3 protein-coding genes are annotated in these 4,576 nt (G+C 60.6%); all 3 read right to left on the bottom strand.

Annotation, left to right across the window (positions count from 1 at the left end):
- Window positions 1-783 (bottom strand): serine hydrolase domain-containing protein (locus tag JNL55_RS11665; protein ID WP_293853001.1); only part of this gene is annotated, 783 nt, incomplete at its 3' end.
- A gap of 5 nt (window positions 784-788) precedes the next feature.
- On the bottom strand, window positions 789-3,656 hold the full coding sequence (locus JNL55_RS11670) for a M16 family metallopeptidase (protein ID WP_293852999.1): 2,868 nt from the start codon (window positions 3,654-3,656) through the stop codon (window positions 789-791).
- A gap of 7 nt (window positions 3,657-3,663) precedes the next feature.
- Window positions 3,664-4,576: TonB-dependent siderophore receptor (locus JNL55_RS11675; protein ID WP_293853000.1), on the bottom strand; the 913-nt coding region annotated here is incomplete at its 5' end.

A 4,576-nucleotide genomic window follows, 5' to 3' on the forward strand; every position in this document is an offset into this window, starting at 1 on the left:
CGTGGTCTGCAGATTGGTCGCGCCATAAGTGTCGAGATTCAGTGGGCTGCGACGCCAAGTATCTCCTTCCCGCGAATAGGACTGCGCGCGTCGCGGCACGATCTCGAGGATGTCGTCGGAGAAGAACGTGTGGTCCATTTGCAGCGGCTTGAACATGCGCTCGGTGGTGAACTGGCGCAGCGTCTTGCCGGTGACACTGCGGACGATCTCAGCGAGCAACGTGTAGTTCATGTTGCTGTAGGCGTACTCGGTGCCCGGCTTGAAATTCAAGCCTCGTTGCCGAGCTGCCATGTTCACGATCTGCGCCTGCTGTCGGTGGCTGTAACTGTCCACTCCCCCGAGCGCTAACAAGCGCCAAGAGTCGCGCAAGCCGCTGGTGTGATAGATGAGGTGACGCACGGTGATTACGTCGCCGAAGTCCGGCATGTACGGAAGATAACGGCGCACGTCCGCATCCAGATCTATCTTTCCTTCGTTGGCCAATAGCAGCACTGCGAAGGCAGTGAAGTGCTTGGACACGCTCGCGATGTGGAAGACGGTGTCCGTGGTGATCGGCGCTGGGTTTTCCAGATCGGCCATGCCGTAGGCGCGGGTTAGTAGCGGCTGACCGTTCTGGTAGATGCCGATGGCCAGGCCTGGCGTGGTTGCTTGGTTGAATTCCGCGAACAATGCGTCGACTGCAGCAGGGCGTTGGCTCGCTTCCAGCAGACTGGCGGCCGACGCCAACGGCAGCCAGCCGATAACCATGGATAGTGCCAGCAGCGCTCTATGACTCATCATCATGAATTTCAAGGTTGCACCTTCGCGTCGTTACCCAGCAACACAACCTCGGCCAGGCCGAGCGCCCGAAGTTCGGCTTCGAACTTTTTCACGTCGCCTGCGAGCACCCAGCTGAACTGCTTTGGCTCGAGTAGCGATTGTGCCTCTGACTTCAATTGCTCCACCGTGATTGTGTCGAGGCGACTTGCATAGGTGTTCCAGTAGTCGTCTGGTAGATCGAAGTTCAGTACCGTGCGGAGCGACTCGATCAGGTCGCTTGGCGATTCGTTTCTTCCTGGCAAGGCCAGGATGGACTTGCGACGCATCTGATTGAGTTCGTCTGCCGGCACGGGATTGGTGTTGCCCAAGGCAGCTAGCTCTGCCGCGATAGCCTTCAAGGCCGTCACCGTGCCATCGGCTCGCACGACGGTTCGTACAGTTAGTGGGCTCGCTTCGCGAGCGGGCAAAAGAGTGACTGCGACGTCGTAGGTGAGATTCAATGACTCACGCAGAGTGTTGCTTAGACGAGTGTCGAGAATGTCGACCAACAATGACTGTCGATCATAGGAGGCGCCTCCTCGCCCGTCGGCGAGCCGACCCGCGATGATCTCGGTCTGCGCCGCGCCGGGAACGTCGAGCAAGTAGATTCGTCCACGCTTCGGTGCGCGGACGCCGAGCAGCCGCGAGGATGAGTCATCCGCCGCCTGCGCCGAGCGACGCCGCGTATCAAGTGCGGAATTGGCTTCGGCCAAGGCGGGCTTCGAGCCAAGACGCTGCTCAGGCAACTGCGAAACTCCGCTGCTGGCGCGCTCCGAGCCGTGGTGCTGATCTAGCGATGAATTGGCTTCCTTCGGCACGCGCCACGAGCCAAGTTGCTTCTCCAGTACCGGCATTGCTTCCGACAGCGAGCTGGCGCCGACGATTAGTAATGTGGCGTTGTCAGGGCGGAGCCACGGACGTTGCTGATGACGCAGTTCATCTAAGCCGAGCGACTGAAGCGCGCTGGCATCGAAGCGATTCGCCATCGCACTCTCATAAGCCGCATTGCCGCCAGAGATCGCCTGGGCAATTGCCTGCAACGCCAGTTGCGCAGGCTGGCGCTCTTGCTGAGCGGCGATAGCCGCGAAAGCATCCTTGGCCTCGCGCAAGTCCTGCGCACGCCAGCTGCCAGCATGCAGTGCCTTGCGAAGCAACGCGACCGACTCAGGAAAGTGTGAAGCGATAGTCGTAATCGACAGCGCGGAGGAATCCAACGTAGTGCTCTCATCGATGCGAGCGCCCGAGAGTTTTGAATTCAACGTTTGTGCATACTCTTTCAAGACCCTCAAAGCCAACCTGGAGGTTCCAGCCCGGCCAGGAGCATCAGCAGCGTCGCCGCCATCAACGAGCAGCGACAAACGCGTCAAAGCCGCGTTGTCCCGCTTCATCACCGCGACCTTCAACCCGTTCGACAACGTCGCACGTTGCAAGGCCGGCAGCGCCAACGCAGGCGGCGCGACGGCCGCCGGCGCCGTCTTCAAATCGGCCGCAGAGGCAGCGACGCTGTACTTCGGCTCCGGCCGCACGGCCAACACGAAGGCACCATCCGACAACCACTGCTGAGCGCTCAACCGCACATCCTCAGGCGTCGCCGCCTGCTGCCACGTCAACGCCTGACTGTAAAAGCCGGGCGACCCCGCATACATCTCGCCCACGGCGAGATACCAGGACTTGCCGCCGCCGGCATCCAACCGTTCCAGCGAGGTCGCGAGCCGCGAATAGAGACTCACGCGCGCCTGATCCAACTCCTCCCGAGTCGGCCCCTCTCGCAAGAACGCAGTCAATTCATCATTCAACGCAAGCTCGGCAGCGCCGAGTTGCTCAGGATCGTTCAGCGCCACGGAAATCCTTACTTGCGATCCCAACTCCATGGGTTCGAGGCGCACTCGAACCTCCGACGCAAGTCGTTCGCTAGTCATCAAGCGGCGACGTAGACGGCTGTTCGGTCCGTCGCCGAGAATTTGCGTGGCCAACTCCAGCATGGTGAAGTCACGCGTCGCGTAACCCGGCACATTCCATACCTTATAGAAGCGAGCATCCGGAACCTCGCGCCGCGTAGCGGTCACACGACGTTCGCCGCTCATCTTGGCAACCCACTGCGACACCCGAGTCACCGGCGGCCCCGAAGAAAACCCACCGAAGTACTGTTCGACTTTGCGGAGCACCTCGGCACTACTGACGTCGCCAGCCACAACCAGCACAGCATTGGCAGCCCCCTGCCATCGCTCGTGCCACTGCCGCACGTCATCGAGCGTCGCGGCGTTCAAATCCTCGGACGATCCCATGCCCGAGCGCGAATAGGGATGCACAGCAGGATAAGTCTCCTTCCAAAGCACTTCCGTCTCCAACGCAGCGTACGGAAACCGCGAGGCCACGAAGCGCTTCTCACCCTCGACGATCTCGCGCTCAGCATCCAACTTGCGTTGGTTGTAGTGCTCAGGCATCTGCCCCATGCGACGCGCTTCGATCCACAGCGCCGTATCGAGCGCGGTGGCGGGCACAGTCTGAAAATAGTTGGTGTAGTCGTTGCGCGTATGCGCGTTGTCAGCGGTAGCGCCGACGTTGGTGAGTACCCCCTTATGATTCGGAGGAAAGTTCAAATGCTCGAACAAGTGCGCGAAGCCGCCCCGCCCCACCGGCTCATCCTTGCCGCCGACGTGATACCAGGCACTCACCGACACCAGCGGTGCGAACCGATCTTCATGAACGATGAGCGTCAACCCATTCGACAACACGTGACGCCGATACGAAATCTCGAGCGCCGGCAACGAAGCCGTTGCTGGCCGAGAAAGCGCAGGCGTAGCCGTCCCCAAGACCGCCGCGCCCAACGCGGCGGTCATCGCAATGACTCTCAGCATGATGCGGTCAGAACTTGGCTTGTAGACGCAGCGTCAGATTGCGCGGCTCGCCGTAGATATTGCCGCCGGTCGAGCTGTTGAGCGCCGCATAGTAGGTCTTGTCGAAGATATTGTCGGCATACAAGGCAGCCGACCAACGCTCGCTCAAGCGATACTGCACCGAGGCGTTCCACAACGAATAGCCGCCTTGCGTGTAGCGAAACGGCACGAAACCGGTGGCCACGCCCGAAGAGTTGAACACCGTCGCCGAGCCGAGCACCAAGATCTCCGATTGGGTCACGACACCGGCATTAAAGGTCCAATCAGACAGCGCACCGGGCAGACGCCAAGTGGTCCACATCTTGAACAAGTGTTTGGGCGAGAAGTTGAAGCTCATCGCGGCGTCGGTATCGCCGGAGGTGCTGCCCAGCTTCTGGCGAGCGTAGGTGTAGCCAGCAAACAATTGCCAGTCGCGCGTCACCACGCCGCTCAGCTCGAAGTCGACACCCTGCATGGTGATGTCGCCATTGTCGATGTAACAGCAGGACGAGCCACCCGCGCCGTAGTTGATCCCATAAGCAGGATCTTCCAAGCCTTCGCCGATGCGCTTGACGCTGTACACCGCGATGGATGTGTTGAGCCCGTCGAACACCTCGCCCTTCACACCCACTTCATAGCCGTCGCCGGTGATGGGATCCAACGGCACGCCCGGCTCCGGCGCCTTCAACAAGCCCGTCTGCGGCTTGAAGGTCTGGGCATAACTCGCATAGGCATTCCAGCGCGGGCTGATCTCATAAGTCAGGGCCGCGCTCGGAATCAACGCATGCTCGCTGTAGATCGGAGCGAAGAAGCTGGTGGTCGGCCCGCGAGTGCCGTCGGCCAGCAGTCGATAACTCTGCTCTTCCTGTTCGTAGTTCGTATAGCGACCGCCAATGGTCAAG

Source organism: Steroidobacter sp., from assembly GCF_016790065.1.
GTDB lineage: Bacteria > Pseudomonadota > Gammaproteobacteria > Steroidobacterales > Steroidobacteraceae > Steroidobacter.